General features: G+C 68.8%; 18 protein-coding genes. 14 read left to right on the forward strand and 4 right to left on the reverse strand.

Annotation, left to right across the window (positions count from 1 at the left end; all coding sequences use genetic code 11):
* Positions 1-1,101 (forward strand): site-2 protease family protein, encoded by a 1,101-nt coding sequence (locus NO878_RS12470; protein ID WP_256406325.1) that lies wholly within the window; start codon positions 1-3, stop codon positions 1,099-1,101.
* 10 nt (positions 1,102-1,111) lie between these two features.
* On the opposite strand, the gene NO878_RS12475 is transcribed toward NO878_RS12470, so the two are convergent.
* Positions 1,112-1,720 (reverse strand): class I SAM-dependent methyltransferase, encoded by a 609-nt coding sequence (locus NO878_RS12475; RefSeq protein WP_256406326.1) that lies wholly within the window; start codon positions 1,718-1,720, stop codon positions 1,112-1,114.
* A gap of 370 nt (positions 1,721-2,090) precedes the next feature.
* Between NO878_RS12475 and NO878_RS12480 the strand changes: the two genes are divergently transcribed.
* From NO878_RS12480 to NO878_RS12520, 9 genes are all read left to right on the forward strand, one after another.
* On the forward strand, positions 2,091-3,992 hold the full coding sequence (locus tag NO878_RS12480) for a type II secretion system F family protein (protein ID WP_256406431.1): 1,902 nt from the start codon (positions 2,091-2,093) through the stop codon (positions 3,990-3,992).
* On the forward strand, positions 3,989-4,690 hold the full coding sequence (locus tag NO878_RS12485; RefSeq protein ID WP_256406327.1) for a DUF7289 family protein: 702 nt from the start codon (positions 3,989-3,991) through the stop codon (positions 4,688-4,690). The genes NO878_RS12480 and NO878_RS12485 overlap by 4 nt, the downstream gene beginning before the upstream one ends.
* A complete protein-coding gene (locus NO878_RS12490) occupies positions 4,687-5,124 on the forward strand; it encodes a DUF7266 family protein (protein WP_256406328.1) in 438 nt (145 codons plus the stop codon). Before NO878_RS12485 ends, NO878_RS12490 begins: the two co-directional genes overlap by 4 nt.
* Positions 5,121-5,792 carry a DUF7263 family protein gene (locus NO878_RS12495; RefSeq protein ID WP_256406329.1) on the forward strand — a complete coding sequence of 224 codons (672 nt, stop codon included), beginning with the start codon at positions 5,121-5,123 and terminating at the stop codon, positions 5,790-5,792. The genes NO878_RS12490 and NO878_RS12495 overlap by 4 nt, the downstream gene beginning before the upstream one ends.
* Positions 5,785-6,189 carry a DUF7262 family protein gene (locus tag NO878_RS12500; protein WP_256406330.1) on the forward strand — a complete coding sequence of 135 codons (405 nt, stop codon included), beginning with the start codon at positions 5,785-5,787 and terminating at the stop codon, positions 6,187-6,189. Before NO878_RS12495 ends, NO878_RS12500 begins: the two co-directional genes overlap by 8 nt.
* Complete coding sequence (locus tag NO878_RS12505; RefSeq protein WP_256406331.1) at positions 6,186-6,782, forward strand: DUF7261 family protein; 597 nt, start codon at positions 6,186-6,188, stop codon at positions 6,780-6,782. The genes NO878_RS12500 and NO878_RS12505 overlap by 4 nt, the downstream gene beginning before the upstream one ends.
* Before the next feature lie 106 nt (positions 6,783-6,888).
* Entirely contained in the window at positions 6,889-7,338 is a 450-nt protein-coding gene (locus tag NO878_RS12510; protein WP_256406332.1) for a CBS domain-containing protein, read from the forward strand.
* Positions 7,339-7,380: 42 nt separating this feature from the next.
* Positions 7,381-7,572 (forward strand): DUF7333 family protein, encoded by a 192-nt coding sequence (locus NO878_RS12515; protein WP_256406333.1) that lies wholly within the window; start codon positions 7,381-7,383, stop codon positions 7,570-7,572.
* Between the two features lie 37 nt (positions 7,573-7,609).
* A complete protein-coding gene (locus NO878_RS12520; RefSeq protein WP_256406334.1) occupies positions 7,610-7,966 on the forward strand; it encodes a hypothetical protein in 357 nt (118 codons plus the stop codon).
* 35 nt (positions 7,967-8,001) lie between these two features.
* Here NO878_RS12520 and NO878_RS12525 read toward each other — a convergent pair whose 3' ends face one another.
* Entirely contained in the window at positions 8,002-9,528 is a 1,527-nt protein-coding gene (locus NO878_RS12525) for a DUF4397 domain-containing protein (RefSeq protein WP_256406335.1), read from the reverse strand.
* Positions 9,529-9,849: 321 nt separating this feature from the next.
* On the opposite strand from NO878_RS12525, the gene NO878_RS12530 reads away from it, so the two are divergent.
* The 3 genes from NO878_RS12530 to NO878_RS12540 are packed head-to-tail and all read left to right on the forward strand — an operon-like array spanning position 9,850 to position 11,491.
* Entirely contained in the window at positions 9,850-10,128 is a 279-nt protein-coding gene (locus NO878_RS12530; protein ID WP_256406336.1) for an ArsR/SmtB family transcription factor, read from the forward strand.
* Positions 10,129-10,177: 49 nt separating this feature from the next.
* The gene (locus tag NO878_RS12535) at positions 10,178-10,459 is read left to right on the forward strand and encodes a DUF8036 family membrane protein (protein WP_256406337.1); all 282 of its coding nucleotides are present in this window, start codon (positions 10,178-10,180) and stop codon (positions 10,457-10,459) included.
* Between the two features lie 51 nt (positions 10,460-10,510).
* On the forward strand, positions 10,511-11,491 hold the full coding sequence (locus tag NO878_RS12540) for a dienelactone hydrolase family protein (RefSeq protein ID WP_256406338.1): 981 nt from the start codon (positions 10,511-10,513) through the stop codon (positions 11,489-11,491).
* A gap of 7 nt (positions 11,492-11,498) precedes the next feature.
* On the opposite strand, the gene NO878_RS12545 is transcribed toward NO878_RS12540, so the two are convergent.
* On the reverse strand, positions 11,499-12,137 hold the full coding sequence (locus NO878_RS12545; protein ID WP_256406339.1) for an alpha/beta hydrolase: 639 nt from the start codon (positions 12,135-12,137) through the stop codon (positions 11,499-11,501).
* Between the two features lie 165 nt (positions 12,138-12,302).
* On the opposite strand from NO878_RS12545, the gene NO878_RS12550 reads away from it, so the two are divergent.
* Positions 12,303-12,851 (forward strand): DUF1684 domain-containing protein, encoded by a 549-nt coding sequence (locus NO878_RS12550; protein ID WP_256406340.1) that lies wholly within the window; start codon positions 12,303-12,305, stop codon positions 12,849-12,851.
* A 2-nt stretch (positions 12,852-12,853) separates the two neighbouring features.
* Here NO878_RS12550 and NO878_RS12555 read toward each other — a convergent pair whose 3' ends face one another.
* Entirely contained in the window at positions 12,854-15,148 is a 2,295-nt protein-coding gene (locus NO878_RS12555; RefSeq protein WP_256406341.1) for a PAS domain S-box protein, read from the reverse strand.
* Positions 15,149-15,230 lie beyond the last annotated feature (82 nt).

The raw sequence follows: 15,230 nt of genomic DNA on the forward strand, positions 1-15,230 counted from the left end.
ATGGCCGAATCCACGGTTCCGGGCGACCTTCCCAATCCGGGGTCGTTCACCGAGGCGTTTCTCGTCTACGAGGTCGACGTGGCCGAGGAGCAGGTCCGATACTACGGCGAGCCGATGGACGAAACGGACTCCGTCATCCGCCGACTCGCTCCGCTGTTCCGCCGGCGGGGCTATCGCGTCGACATCCGCTACGAGACGGGCGAACACGTTCTCGTCGCCACCGAGCGATCCACGGGCATCGACGGCATTCCCTGGCTCAACTTGGTGCTGCTTGCGGCGACGGTGGTGACGACGCTGTTCGCCGGGTCACAGTGGTACGGCATCGACGCGCTCGCGAATCCCCTCGCCCTCGTCGGCGCCTGGCCCTTCGCGCTGTCCGTGCTCGGGGTCCTCGCGGTTCACGAACTCGGGCACTACGTCCTCAGCCGGTATCACGAGGTAGAGGCGACACTCCCGTATTTCATCCCGATGCCGAACGTCCTCGGCACGCTCGGGGCGGTGATTCGCATGAAAGACACCATCCCGAGCCGACGGGCGCTGTTCGACATCGGCGTCGCCGGCCCACTGGCCGGCCTCGTCGCCACCGTCGTCGTCACCGCCGTCGGCGTCACGCTCCCGCCGGTCGCGGCCCCGGAGTCGACACTCGTCGCCCAGATCGAGTTGGGCTATCCGCTTCTCGTCAGAGGTGTCGCCGCGCTGCTGGGTGAACCCCTGCAGTACGGCGCCGGCCGCATGGTCAACCCGGTGGTCATCGGCGGCTGGATCGGTGCCTTCGTCACCTTCCTCAACCTGCTCCCGGTCGGCCAACTCGACGGCGCCCACGTGACGCGGTCCCTGATCGGCGACCGGATCCGGGTGGTTCAGCGACTCGTCCCCGTCGGCCTGTTCGCGCTCGCGGCGTACCTCCTCGTCGCCGAGGGGGGCCAGGGCGCACAGCTCTGGGGCTTCTGGGGGCTCCTCTCCCTGCTTTTCCTCCGTGCCGGGACTGCGACGCCTATCGACGAGACGCCCGTCGGCCCGAGTCGCCGCGCGCTCGGCCTAGTGACGCTTCTTCTCGGCATCCTCTGTTTCGCTCCGATGCCAATCGCGTTCGTCGGTTGAGGTCCCCGCCTCACTCTGTCCCTCCCGCGTTCGTGGCGAAGACGAACTCCGCGTCGCTCCCCAGCGGATCGCTCACCGTCTCGGTCCGCACTTCGTCGAATCCCGCGGCGCGCAGGGCGTTGAGCGTCCGCTCTCGCCCCGCTGAGGAAAAGAACATCCGCCCACCCATCCACCCCTCGCGCACCGTCTCGAACCGACCGCTCGGGAGCGTCATCAACACGGTACCTCCCGGCTTCAGGACGCGCGCGAACTCCCGGTATACGTCCGAATGTTGCGCCCGCGGCACGTGAAAGACGGCGTAGTAGGCCGTCACGGCGTCGACGCTCTCCGTCGCAACCGGGAGCGCGGTCGTGTTGCCCTGGATGAGACGCGCCTCCGGGACCGTCTCGCGGGCGAGTTCGAGGCTCCCCCGAGAGATGTCGAGACCGACGCTCCCCGCCGGCAGGTTCGCCAGCGTCCGCGCGCCGTCGCCACAGCCGATATCGAGGACCGTCGGCTCCGGCGGCAGCGATTCCCGCAGGTCAGTGAGCAGGTCGGCGTCCGAGCCGGTCGGGTCACGGCGGCGAGCGTAGGTCGCCGCGATGTCGTCCCAGGCGCGGCGGATGGCGTCGGGGTCCATGTCGGGACGTAGGCTCGAATCCTGGTAACAGTCCCGGCGGGGGGAGAGCCGACTCGTTCGTGGTCTCACGCCGTTCACTCGTCGAACGGGTCGTCGCCATCGAATGCCCCGACCCGGCAGTCGGGCCTCTTCGTCGACTGTCTCGATCATCGCGGCGCGCCTGTCGCGTGACCCGCCGTTCGGTCGTCCCGATGCGAATCAAATCTGAGAACGCTCGTCCAACGTTTATATACCATCGTGCGGCAGTTCGCCCCATGTCGACGGGGTCAGGACGCGTCAGGTCGGGGGGCCGGTCCCGCCCGCACGACGGAGGGGGAGCGTGACCCAGAAGCGGTCAGGCGGGGACGAGCCGGAACCGGACGGTGGCGAGGTGGCGGCCACGCCCCCGGTGTCGGCGCGGCCGACCGGCCACGACGCCACTCTCGACCGCGTTCTCTACGCGCTGTTCGCCCGCCACGCCGACGACGACCGACACGTCCGGGACCGCAAGCGCTACCGCGGCACCGACCTCCGACTCAGCTTCGACGTCTACCTCGCGCGGGTGTACGGTCTCTCTTGGATCGTCGCACTCGCGGTGACGATTCCGACTGTCGTCCTCGGCCTCGCCGTCGCCGACGCGTCGCCGGCGGTGACGACGGCCGTCGCCGACGCCCTCCCGGTCTCGCGGGTCGCTCTTCCCGTCCCGCCGACGACCGCCCTCGTGGCTGGCGGCGCTCTCACGCTCGGCGCCCTCGCCAAGACCGCAACCGTCCGTCTCGGTGGCGGCTACCTCCGCTGGTTGGCGAACGCCCGCCGCAACGACATCGAACGGACGCTGCCCGGTGCGGTCCGGTATCTGCACGTCCTCTCCTCGGGGAGTGACGGCCACCGGGCGATGCTCCGGAAGGTAGCCGCCACCGATCCGTACGGCGAGACGGCGGTGTCGATCCGGAAGGTGCTGAACACCGCCGCCCTCACGGGGAGCCTTCACGAGGGGTTGCGACGCATCGCCCGCGATACGCCGTCCCGGGAGTTGCTCGCCCCTTTCCTCCTGAAGTTCAGCGAACACGCCCAGCAAGGCGAGACGGAACTCGCGAACTACCTCCGGATGGAGAGCCGAATGCTGGCTCACCGACAGGACCGTGCCCGGGACCGGGCCGCCGGCCTACTGGAACTCCTCTCGGAGGTGTTCATGGTGTTGCTCGTCCTCCCGACACTCCTGGTGATCGTGCTGACGGTTCTCGCCATCATCTCGCCCGGCCTTTCACGACCGTTCGCGACGCCACTCGGGACGACCACGCCCCGTGCCGTCGTCGTCTACGCCAGCGCCGCGTTCGTGCTCGTTCTCGGACTCGGCGCGAGTATCGTCGTCGGCGGCCTCCGCCCGCCCGGCCAGACCGTCCACTACCGCCGGCCGCCGGGCTTCCTCCCGACGCTCGCGTCCGCGACCCGGAACCCGTCGAGCGCCGCCGCCGTCGCCGTCGCCCCGGCCCTCGCCGCCGTCGGCGCCCTCGTTGCCATCGGATCCCCGCCCGCCGACGTCGCCCTCCTCGGCTACGCCGCCTACGCCCTGCCGGTGGGCGTCGTCGGGGTCCGACGCGCCCGCCTCGACGACGCCAAGGACCGGGAGATCAAGGACTTCGTCCACGCCGTCTCCGGCCACGTCAACCTCGGCCGACCCTTCCCTCGCGCGGTCGAACTCGTCGCCCGCGACGTCGACTTCGGGCCACTCGACCCCGACGTGGCCGACCTCGCGCTCAACCTGAGCTTCACCTCCCCCGAAACGGGCTTCGACGAGAACGTCCGTACCGCCGCCTTGGAGCGGTTCGTCGGCCGCGTCGGAACGCCGCTCGCCGAACAGACCGTCGGTCTCGTCACGGGCGCACTCGACGCAGGGAGCGACGCCGGCACTGTCTTCGATACGCTCCAGACCGAGATCGGTCGCCTCTACCACGAGAAGCGTGCCCTCCGGGCGAACCTGCTCGCCTACGTTGCCGTCGGTTGGACGACCGCCCTGCTCGTCGTCGGCATCGCCGTTGCCGTCGGAATCCACGTCTTCGACGGCTTCGAGCAACTCGCCTCGGTGCGTGGCCCCGGTGGGTACGTGATCGAGGGGTCGGCCATCGACCTGGCGCGGGAACGCTACCGGCTCTACGTCGTCACGCAGGCGACGATGCTGGCCTCGGGGTGGTTCGCCGGCACCGCCAGCCGCGGGCGCTACGAGGCCCTGCTCCACTCCGGTGCCCTCGTCGTCGTCTGTCACGCCGTCTTCGCGGGGGTAGGGATGATATGAGCCGACGCGCCCAGTCGACGCCAATCGGGGTCGCGGTCCTGCTGGCGGTCACCGTCGTCAGCGTTGCGGCGCTGACGGTCGCGGTCGGCTCGGTCGTCGAAGAGAGCGCGTCCGCCGCGGAGGCCCGTGGTGTTTCGACGGCGATGGCCGAGGCCCTCGACGCCGAGCGGAGCGGCCCCCACGAGCGTCGGCTCACCTTACACGAGGGCCGGCTTCGTACCGTCGAGCGGTCGGTTCGGCTCCTCGACGGCGTCGATCCCACGGCCGAGTACGCCGTCGGTGGCCTCGTCTACGCCGCCGGGGAACGGCGGGTCCGCCACGTCGCCGGGACGACCATTTACGACACCGGGACGGGCGCCCGCGCCCGCACTGCGCCGTCACTGTCGATCCGCGACCGGACGCTCTTTCTTGGCCTCTCGCGTCTCGGTGCCGACGCCGTGGCGGTCGGCGGTCCGACGACGGTGACCCTGCGGACGAACGTCACCCACGACCGACGACGGCTATCTGGCGGGGGATTCGGTGTCGCCGTCGAAACCCGGACACCAGCGGTCTGGGAGCGTCACTTCGCCGAACTGGGCGCGACCACGACGCGCCGCTCGTTCGACGACGACGGCGTCCCGAGTGTCGTCGCCCGCTTTCCCGACGTCCGGGACGCGTACGTGTTCGTCCACGACCTTCGCCTAGAGGTGGGCCGGTGACCGACCGCGCTCTCGTTCCCGTCGTCGGCAAGGTACTGGAGGCGATGTTGGTCCTCCTCTATGTCGCCTCGCTTGTGACCGCGCTCCACGGCGGCGTCGTCCCCGACTACCGGGACGCGGCCGCCGCGGAGGTGAGCGACCGGACCCTCGCGTCGACGGCTGCACGCATCGAGACGTCAGTCCCACCGCCGAGTGACGGCGCCACGGCGTCCCGGACTGTCGACCTGCCGACCGCCATCGACGACGCCGTCTATCGGCTACGGGTCGAGAATCGCACGCTCGTCCTCGATCACCCCGATCCGGCGCTCTCCGGCCGCCTTCGACTGGCGCTGTCGCCACGGGTCACCGCCGTCGAGGGATCGTGGCGGAGTGACGAGCCGGCGACTATCAGAGTTCGCAGCGACGACGGCCGCCTCCGGGTGATCCTCGCGTGAGGGGACAGACCAATCTCTTCGCGCTCGTCGTGGCGCTCGTCCTGCTGACGGGGGCAACCGTCGTCGGCGTGAGCCTCGCGGACGCCGCGCTCGCGGGTGCCGACCGCGAACCGGTCGAGCGACACGCGGCGGCCGCCACCGCCGACCGACTGACCGCCGCTGACTCGCCGCTCACGATCCGGGCGAACACCCTCAACGCCTCGCGGGTCGCCGCCCTGAACGCGAGCCGACTCCACGAACTCGCCCCCGCCGCCAGAGCGGGTGACGTACGGGTCGCGCTTGACGGTCGCCCCGTCGTCGAACGTGGTGCGCCGGGTGGTGGGTGGACCGTCCGGCGGTCGGTCGTCGTCCGCTCACGGGCGGAGCCACGGCCGATCCGGGCTAACCTCTCCCGGCGGTCGACGGTCTCCGTCCCCCGGGGTGTTGACCGCGCCACCCTCACTCTCGCGCCCGGTCCGAACACCACGCTTCAGTCCGTCCGCGCGAACGACCGCATCGTCCTTCGCGACGACGGTGGACTGAACACCACCGCCACGGTCCACCTCGACCGCTACGAACCGACGACGCTCCGAGTCGACGCCGGGGCGAACGCGACCGGTCGGCTGGTGGTCACCTACCGCCCCCGGCGCGTCGACGACCGTATCCTCACGGTGACCGTCGATGCGTAGGGGGCAACTCTCGCTGTCGGTGATCGAGGCCGCCATCGGCGTCGTTCTCGTCGTCGGCGTCGCCGCGGGGTTCACGGTCGGTGTCGCCCCCGCGCCCTCGGCGGAGCCACAACTCGACTCCTTGGCCCACGATACAGCGACCCTGCTCGACTCGGAGCCGGCCCCCGGGGGTGGCGACGCGTGGCTCGTCGCGCTCGCCCGCTCGTCCGCGTCGTTCGACCGCCTCCGGCCCGACACCCGCGAGCGGGTCGCCCGTGCGCTCCCTGCGGACGTTGCCTTTCGGATCACCACGCCACACGGCACGGTCGGCTACCCGCGCCCGCCGCGGACGACCGTCGGATCGACATCGGTCTCGACACGCCACGGTCCGATCAGGGTCAGGGTGTGGTACGGATGAGGCGCCGACGTGCCCAACTCGTCTTGCTCGCGGCTGCCGTCGTCGTCACCGCACTCGTCCCGATGCTCCTCGCGTACGCCCAGTTGGGGCACGTCGGCGACCCGGCGACGACGTCCGACGACCGCGTCGGGGCGACGCTCGCGGATGGGAAACGAACTCTCGAACGAACGGTCGCCGAAACCACTCACGCGGCGTCGAACATGACGGGGCCGGACCAACACCGACAGGTGACCGCCCTCGCCGTCACCCGACTCGACTCGGCAGCCGACGCCGTCGAATCCGTCGGGACGGACCGTGGGGTGTCCGTCGACGTGGCCCGCAACGAGAGCGCAGCGCGACGGTGGGCCAGGGCACACTGCCCCGGTGGGCCGGACCGCGTCTTCGACGCTTGTGTCGCAAGCGACGGCGTGATCACACAGACTAGGGCGAACACCACCGCCCTCGTCGCCGTCGCCGTCGACGTGTCCGTTCGCGGCCCGGACGGGACGGCCCACGCGACGTTCGTCGTCCGGGGCGTGCGCGGTGCGGTGGCCGACCACCGAACTAGGGCGTACGGGCGCTCTCCGGTTACCTCTGGGACAAAAATAGAATAAATAGGCTGTGATCTCAAATAGAGTTCGAATATACGAATCAATAACCGACTGAGAAAACACGAATAATCAAAATACTTTTGTAATTGCGAATGATTGTCAAGAATGTATGATAGAGACGACCCTTTCGTCGGCCGACCTACGGTCGCCGCCAACGATTTCCCCCGGGACCCCAGTCTCCGAGGCGGCCGAGTACCTTCGCCGTCCCCCGGTGTCGGCGCTTCCCGTCCTCGATGAGGGGGCCGTCGTCGGAATCATCACCGCCGCCGACCTGGTTGCGATGGTCGCTGAGACGGACGGCCGGCCGCCGGTCCGGGTGATCATGTCGTCGCCGGTGACGACGGTGTCGCCGGAGACGACAGTGAGTGGGGCCGCCGAACGGATGCGGACCGCCGGGGTCAAACATCTGCCCGTCGTCGACGACGAGGGATACCGAGGCCTGCTGTCGGTCACCGACCTGTCTCCATATCTGCCGCGGCACCAACTCAACGTCGAGTGGCGGGACGATCCGCTGTCAATCGAGTCCGATGGCGGCCGGGAACTCCCGGCCGACGACTGACGCGCCGACTCTATTATGTGACTCCGCGCCCTCAACTGACGTATGGAGTTCACCCTACCCGTCGCGCTCGGTGCCGTCCTCGTGGTGGTCGTTCTCGGCGTCGCCGGCCTCGTCGCCGGCGGGATGATGGCCCTGCAGACGACACTGATGATGGTCGCGCCCTCGATGCTCGTGTTCGGACTGCTCGCGTTCGGTCTCGGCGTCAAACACGGCCAGTTCCGGGCGACGCGATAGGCCGATCATTCATGTCCGTGGAGCCGAACCTTCTTTCGTGCCCAGTGTCGACTCGCGGTTCCTCTCGGCGGCAGCGGTGATCTGTGTCCTCGGCTGTATCGCTGCGACGGTGACGCCTCTCGTCGCGGGCGCGTCGGCCGCCTTCACCGGTAGTGTCGTCACGAGCGGCGTCCTCGGTGTCGTCTTCGCCGCACGAAATCTCCAGTTGCTCCAAGCTCGCGGCCGTGTGAGCCTGCCGCCCGCGGTGCTCACGACCCTGTTCGGCGGCTGGTTCATGCTCGCTCCGCTCCTGTACGACGTTGGCTTTCTGTCCACGGCCGGGACGCAGTCGGCGGGCATCCTCGTCGCCACCTTCGGAACCTACCTAATCGTCACCGGCCTCGCCGGCGAGTGACGACCCGGATCGGTCACGCCACGCGACGTCACCGGTTACCCGCGGAGGCCCGCTGCCGGCGCCTCGTGTCGCATGCTCCCGCCCATCGAGTCGCCGGCGTCCACGGCGAGGATCAGATCGAACGGGGTCTCGGCGGGTGCGTCGTCCGGCGAGAGGTAGCCGGCCGCGAAGCCAGTCGAGACCGTTCCGCCCCCGAGACTCACGTCGAACGACGCGACGACGTCGCCATCGTTGCCTTCGGTATCGCCACGCACTTCGAGGGTGTACTCGCCAGCGGGCACCTCGACGTAGCCGGAGTCGCCGTAGGCGACGCCGTCGAAGAGCGCATCGCCGTTCGACGCCAAGGTCACGTCGACGGCCGGGGCGTCCGGGGAGGCGTGAACCAACCGAACTCGCGCCATATCCTCGGCCGGTGTCGCGTTGTCGTCTTCGAGGACGAGCGGTTCGAAGGGCTGGTCGACCATGTCACCGACTTCGCCGGCGGCGGCGACCGTGTAGTCGGCGTCGGCCTCGACGGGAACAGCACCCTCGAAGACGGTCGTCCCGTCGTCGCCAGCGGGAGTGATTCGCAGTTGTCGCTCTCCGGCCGGCACTTCGAGATAGTCGCTGACCGTGCCGAATCCGACGCCTTCGAGGACGGCGCTCCCGTCGGCGTAGACGTCGACGTCGGGGGCGTTGGGGGAGAGATGGGCGACTCGGAGATTCGCGGTCCCATCAGACGGCGCGGCCACCTCCAGCATGCCGCCCTGCGTGTCGCGGGCGACCAACAGGTCGAAGGGGGTGTCGGCGGGTGCGTCGTCCGGTGAGAGGTAGCCGGCCGCGAACCCTGTGTACACCTCGCCGCCGTCGACCTGGACGGTGAACTCCGCGACGACGTCGCCATCGTTGCCTTCGGTATCGCCACGCACTTCGAGGGTGTACTCGCCAGCGGGAACCTCGACGTAGCCGGAGTCGCCGTAGGCGACGCCGTCGAAGAGCGTGTCGCCGTTCGACGCCAGAGTCACGTCGACGGCCGGGGCGTCTGGGGAGGCGTGGACCAACCGAACTCGCGCCGTATCGTCCGCGGGTGCGGCGTTGTCGTCCTCCAGAACGAGCGGTTCGAAGGGCTGGTCGACCATGTCACCGACTTCGCCGGCGGCGGCAACCGTGTAGTCGGTGTCGGCCTCGACGGGAACGGCACCCTCGAAGACGGTCGTTCCGTCGTCGCCAGCGGGAGTGATTCGCAGTTGTCGCTCTCCGGCTGGTACTTCGAGATAGTCGCTGACCGCGCCAAACCCGACGCCTTCGAGGACGGCGCTTCCGTCGGCGTAGACGTCGACGTCGGGGGCGTTGGGCGAGAGATGGGCGACCCGGAGGTTCGCCGTCTCGGCCGGAGTCTCGGTCTCCGTTTCGGTCGGTGTCGCGGTTTCGGTTGCGGTCGGGGTTGTCGTCTCTGTCTCCGTTTCGGTCGGTGTCGCGGTCGCGTCCCCACCGGTGCCGCCGCAGCCAGCAAGGGCAGTCGTCGTGATGGTGCCGAGTCCGATGAGTACGTGCCGTCGTGTCGTGTCCGGGGAGTCCGTCATCGTCCGATCGTGACGAGGTATGACAGACTCATAACTACTTTCGCAACTGAGACTAGAATCTCGCCAAACTCCGCCTCCAATCGGCGGACATCGTTGCGATCTGGCGGTGATCGGCGCCGGTCGGCACGGCCGAATTTGCGTCCGAGTTTGCACAATCACTAAGCGATGGTCGTCCGAGCTATCGGGTATGAGGCCCGCCACGCGGGCAGCAGAGCGGCGACTCGGGTCGCTCGCACCCCCGTCGAGCGGCGTCGCCGGCCGCCGGATCAGCCCGTCGGAGACCGGGGTGTTATTTGTGACTCCCCTCGCACGTTCGCGTGTATGGAGGTGGTGCTCTGGCAGATCCTCGCCGCGACGCGTGGCGGGCCCAATCGCGCTCGCATCCTCCGTGCGCTCGACGAGCGCCCTCGGAACGCCAACCGCCTCGCCGAGGACCTCGACCTCGCGTACAACACCGTCAGACACCACCTCGACGTCCTGGAGGAACACGACATCGTCACCAGCGGCGACGAGAGTTACGGGACGGTCTACCTGCCGAGTGACCGAACACGCACCAACTGGGACACCGTCGAAGAAATCCTCACTAAACTCCGAGAATGATCCGTGAGCCAGCCACGACACGAGCGAGACCGCCCGACGGGGGAGAGCGATGAGTCTAATGGTCGACGCGGCACGGATCGCCGCGGGGGTCAATATCGTCCTATTGCTCGGGCTGTTGAGCATCTGGATCCGCAACTACCGCGCGGTTCCGGGAGGCGTTCTCCGCGGGCTGATCCTCTTCGGGACCCTCCTCCTCGCGGAGAACGTCGTGGCACTGTACTTCTACTTCAACGCCCCGGCAATGCCGCCGCTGGCGGTCGAGGTCATGATGATCCTCCAGGTTCTGGAGGCCGTCGGCATCGCCGTCCTGTTCTACACGACCTGGCAGTAACGGTCGCCCTGGCGACACGGTTTTGCCGGTCCGTCCCGTTTCCCGGATGAAATGCCCGGCACCCGGCTCCTCCCAATTTTCGTCGCCGTCCTAGTACTCCTGAGTGGCTGTTCGGGAGTGCTCCCCGGCGACGGGGCGCAGACTGCGACCCAGACCGCGACCGACCGTCCATCTCCGACGTCGACCCCGGCGCCGACCGAAACCCCGGCCGACACCGAGGCGTCCTACACGCAGACGCCACACATGGGCTGTCAACCCGGTGCCATCGAGAAGAACGGCACCTGTCAGGCGGTCGCGTCGGGCGGTAACGCGGACATCTTTGGCGCCGAGAACCTCTCGGCGATCACGTCCGAACGGACGACCATCGACGGCACGCCCGGTTACCTCGCCCGCCCGGCCGACGACGGCGAGTATCCCGCCGTCGTCATGATCCACGAGTGGTGGGGCCTCAACGAGAACATCGAACACATGGCCGACATTCTCGCCGGCCACGGCTACGTCGTCTTCGCGGTCGACCTCTACGACGGCGAGGTGGCGACGAACTCCTCCGAGGCGGCGCAGTTGTCGGGGCAGGTGCGCGAGAACCCCGACGCCGCCGTCTCGAAGATGAGTGGTGCGGTGTCCGGACTCCGTGACCGCTCCGACACCACCGACCGGGTCGCCAGCCTCGGCTGGTGTTTCGGTGGCGGCCAGAGCCTCCAGTTGAGCCTGAGTGAGGCCGATCTGAACGCGACGGTCATCTACTACGGGACGCTCGCGACGAACGAATCGACGCTGCGTGCCATCGACGGCCCCGTCCTCGGGGTCTTCGGCTCCGAGGACCAGGTGGTCGGAATCGAGAACGTCCGTGCGTTCAACCGGACGCTCGACACCGTCGGCGTCGAACACGAGGTGTACGTCTACGAGGGAGCGGGCCACGCCTTCGCCAACCCGAGCGGCGAGAGCTTCCGCCCGAACGCCACGCGGGACGCCTGGAACCGGACCCTGACCTTCCTCGACAGAAATCTTCGGGCAAACGAGTCGGCGGCCTGACCACCGGTCAGTCTACCAGCGCCGACAGCATCGCCCGCACGCGTTCGCGCTCGTCAGCGTTGACCGTGTGGCCCATCCCCTCGTAGAGTCGCGTGGTCACGTCGCCCTCTAGACGCTCGAAGACCGCCGCCGACTCGTGGACTCGCTCTGCGGGGATGTGGGGGTCGACGTCGCTACAGCCGAAAAAGACCGGCGTGCCGGCCAGATCGCCCGCGTAGTCGTCGGGGTCGATCCGCTCGCCGATGAGACCCCCACTGAGCGCCGCCATCCCGCCGTATCGCCGCGGGCTGCGAGCGACGAACTCGCTGGCGAGACAGGCTCCCTGCGAGAAGCCCAACAGGAGGACACGCTCGGGCGGAATCCCGGCGTCGGTCGCCTCGCTCACGGCCTCGGCGACGGCGTCTAGCCCGGACGAGCGGCCGGGCTCGTTCGACTCCACAGGCGCGGTGAAGGGGTTGGGATACCAGGTGTTGCGAGCGGCCTGCGGGGCGAGATAGGCCACGCCCTCGACGCCGAACTCCGCCCCCATCCGGAGGATACTTCGGGCGGTCGCTCCCCGGCCGTGGACGAGGACGGCCGCGGCCGACGCCTCGGCCACCGGTGTTCCTCCCGTCACGAGCGGCTGGCTTCCGTGCGGGTCGCTCACGTCGAGGCCTCCCGTCGGACGCGTCGGTGGTTTCGCATGGTCCACGGTAGGGTCCGCGCGGGTATAGGCGTTCGCGGACGTGCATGCTACCCGGTGACGTCGGCGTCACCGGGGTCGTCGGGGCCAGCCGGCAGTCTGAAACCCGTCGACGCGGAACGGAGGAGTATGACCGATCACGACGACGACTACGCCGAGCGCCTGCGCGCGAAGCGTGCCGAGAAGGACCGCGCGTTTGCCGAGGCCCGCGCCTCGCCGCTGCCCCCGGAGCGCCGCGACGACTTCGACGGTCTCGACTACTTCGACCCTGCCCCCGACTACCGCGTCGAGGCGACTGTGACCCTCCACGACGACCCCGAACCGATCGAGATGGAGACGAGCGACGACCGTACGGTTCGATATCTGCGGGTCGCCACCCTGCGATTCGACCTCGGCGGCGACACCCACTCACTGCACGCCTACCGACAGGAAGGGGCCGACAGCGACGATCTGTTCCTCCCCTTCCGGGATAAGACGACCGGACAGCAGACCTACCACGGTGGCCGGTACATGGAGCTCAGCCCCGAGGGGAGCCTGGCGGACGGCGACCGGGTCCCACTCGATTTCAATCTGGCGTACACGCCGTTCTGTGCGTTCAGCGACACCTTCTCCTGTCCGCTCCCGCCCGAGGAGAACTGGCTGGAGACGACGGTCCCGGCGGGCGAGCGGTCGCCGTAGCCTCACTCCACGATCGGAAACTCGACGGCAAAGACGGCGCCCGTCGGGTGGTTGTCCTCGACGCGGATGTCGCCCCCGTAGCGGTCGACGAGCGTCTCGACCAAGTACAGGCCCAGGCCGGTGCCCCCGTCGAGACCCGCCTCGCCTTCCTCGAAGATGGCTTCCTTGCGCTCGTCCGGGATACCGGGGCCGTTGTCGGCGATCCGAACGGTGATCCGGTCGTCGGTTCGACGCGCGGCGACCGTCACCTCACAGACCGCGGCGTCGTTGTGTTCGATGGCGTTCGTGAGCAGATTTCGAAACACCGAGCCGAGCATGTCGTCGGCCCGGACCGTCGCGTCGGGGATCGACCCCTCCGTTGTCACCACGGCGTCCGCGTAGGCGGCTCTGCTCTCTTCGATTTGGTCGATGAGCGGTCGTCTAATCCCGACCGGCGCCGTCTCGGTGTCGGCCGTGAGCATCACCTCGGCCACGTCGCCGGCCGTCTCGGTGATCTCGACGGCGTCGCGTGCGTTCCTGACGACCTGCTCGACGTGGTCCAGGCGCTCGTCCTCGACGAACCGCCGGATCGACTCCGCGTAGCCGAGCACCACCTGCAGGTCGTTGCGAATGTCGTGGCGTACCACCTGATTCAGGATTTCGAGGTTGTCCCGCTGGCGCTCCAGTCGTTCCTCGTATCGGTGACGCTCGGTGATGTCGCGGACGACACAGATGTATCGCCCGTCGGACAGCGGACTCAAGGAGAGTTCCTGCGGGAAGCGGCTCCCGTCCGCGCGCACGCCGGTGGCCTCGCCACGCCACTCCGCTCCCGCCTCGACCGACGGGAGAACCGACGACTCGAACTGCTCGATGCCCGCGTCGTCGTAGTTGATCCGCCAGGAACTGCCGACGAGCGCCTCGGGGCTGTCGTACCCGTAGATGTCCGCGTGGGCGCGGTTGGCGTAGACGTACTCGTCGCCGTCGAGGATCGCCATCCCATCCATCGACGCCTCCATGGCTTCGGCCTGGTCGATCACCTGCCGGGCCCGCTTGCGCTCCGTCATGTCGACGTACAGCGCGTGCGTGCCGACGATTTCGCCCTCGGCGTTCCGCCGTGGCGTCGCCTGCAACAGCGTCTCCAGGACTTCCCCGGTCCGCGTGCGGAGCGTCCGCTCGGCGGTGACGAACTCGCCAGCGAGTGCCCGTTCGTAGCCACCCTCTTCGAGGAGCTTCGTCGCCGCCGCGTCGGTGTACAGGTCGGCTACCGGCCGCCCCTGGAGTTCCTCGCGTGTCCACCCGATTTTCGCGGCGAACCGGCGGTTGCAGTCCTTGACGACCGGACCTGTCGGCGAGTCGTCGGTCAGGACGATCATCACCGGCGCCTCCTCGAACAGGTCCCGGTACTGAGCCTCGTACCGTTCCCGGAGGCGGACGCGGTGGAGGGCCTGGGCGATGTTGTCACCGAGATCACCCAACAGCGCAGTCTCCGCGGGGTCGAACGCCCCCGTCCGGTCGGCGTAGACGTTCAACACGCCGTACAGCGTCCCCTCGTGGACCAGGGGAATCGCGGCGCTGGAGCGGTACCGCCGCTCCGTCGCGTCCCCTCGCCACGGTTCGTACCCCGGTTCCGACGGGATACTCTGGACGACTTGGAGTTCGTGCGTCCGGACTGCCTGTCCCGTGGGTCCCTCGGCGAGTTCCCCGTCGTCCGCTCTGACCGCGATGTCGTCCAGATACCCGATCTCGATCCCCGCCGAGGCTCGTGGCACTACCTTGCCGCTCGCCTCGTCGTGGTCACCGATCCAGGCGAACACGTACGGGTCCGCGCCGACGAGGGCCTCACACACCCCGCGGTCGACCGCGTCGGGCGTTCGCGCCCGGACGAGTTTCGACTGGACCGACCGAACCAGGTCGACGACTTGCGCCGGTCCACGATTCAGTCCTGCGGTTCTCGACCCCTCGACTGCGGCCGTCACGCGCGCCGCGAGTCGGTCGCTCCCCGCGTCCCCCGGCACGTAGTCGGTGACCCCCGATCTGACCGCCTCGGCCGCGAGCGCTTCGGACCCCGCCGCCGGATGCAGAACGACCGGCACGTCGGGGTCGACCGTTCGCACCGCGTCGAAGAGATCGAACCCGTCACCGTCCGGTAGGTCTGCTCCGGAGACAACACAGTCGGCCGAGCGCTCCGAAAGCCGTTCGAGCGCCGCCGCAACCGTCGACGCCGAACGCACCTCGAAATCCGCCGCCGCTGCGAGGGCCGTGGCCATCCCCGACTGGGCCTTCCCCTCGACGCACAGCACCTGCCCTCGATTCGACATACTCCGGCAACGACGCATGTGCTGTTTAATCTACCGTCCCTCGTGGCGACGGTCGCTGGTCACCCTCCGAACTCGCGTTCGA

Source organism: Haloplanus ruber (genome assembly GCF_024494725.1).
Taxonomy (GTDB): domain Archaea; phylum Halobacteriota; class Halobacteria; order Halobacteriales; family Haloferacaceae; genus Haloplanus; species Haloplanus ruber.